General features: G+C 36.6%; 1 pseudogene. It reads left to right on the top strand.

The features are described 5' to 3' along the window. Positions 1-297: 297 nt before the first annotated feature. Positions 298-508, top strand: a pseudogene (locus tag ACS8FD_RS24845) (bile acid:sodium symporter family protein); the annotation flags it as partial.

Raw genomic sequence — 508 nt, 5'->3', positions numbered from 1 at the left:
GCCGTACGGGCAATCGCTCGACAGGTATTTATGAAGCTGCTAAGCGTATGGATTTATTAGACGACTGATCTATCCAATTTAGGATAGATAATGCAATTCAAAACCGATGTAATACTAATGAGATAAATCCTGACAGTCAAAACTTAGCGAAATAACTAAAAGCTCATATAAATATATGGGCTTTTATTGTATCTGTAAGTATGTTTTAGGGTATATTTATAATGTTATTGCCACAAGGATTGTGGGCTATTTAAAGAGTCATTCTGATATGACTGTTAATTTTACAAGGAACGTTTCATGAGTAATACCGCATTGGCGCTACTTCCTCTGGCACTCGCCTATATCATGTTTACCTTAGGAACAGGGCTAAAACCTAGCGACTTTAAAATTATTATTACCTATCCCAAAGCCTTTTTTGTAGGCTTAATGAATCAAGTCGTTTTGGTCCCTTTAATTGCTTTAGCAGTTGTCTTAGTAATGGCACCGCCACCAGAAATTGCCTTTGGTA

The organism is Psychrobacter sp. 1U2 (assembly GCF_051847575.1).
Note: the sequence above shows the minus strand (reverse complement) of the source record. Positions and strands in the feature narration are given on the sequence as shown.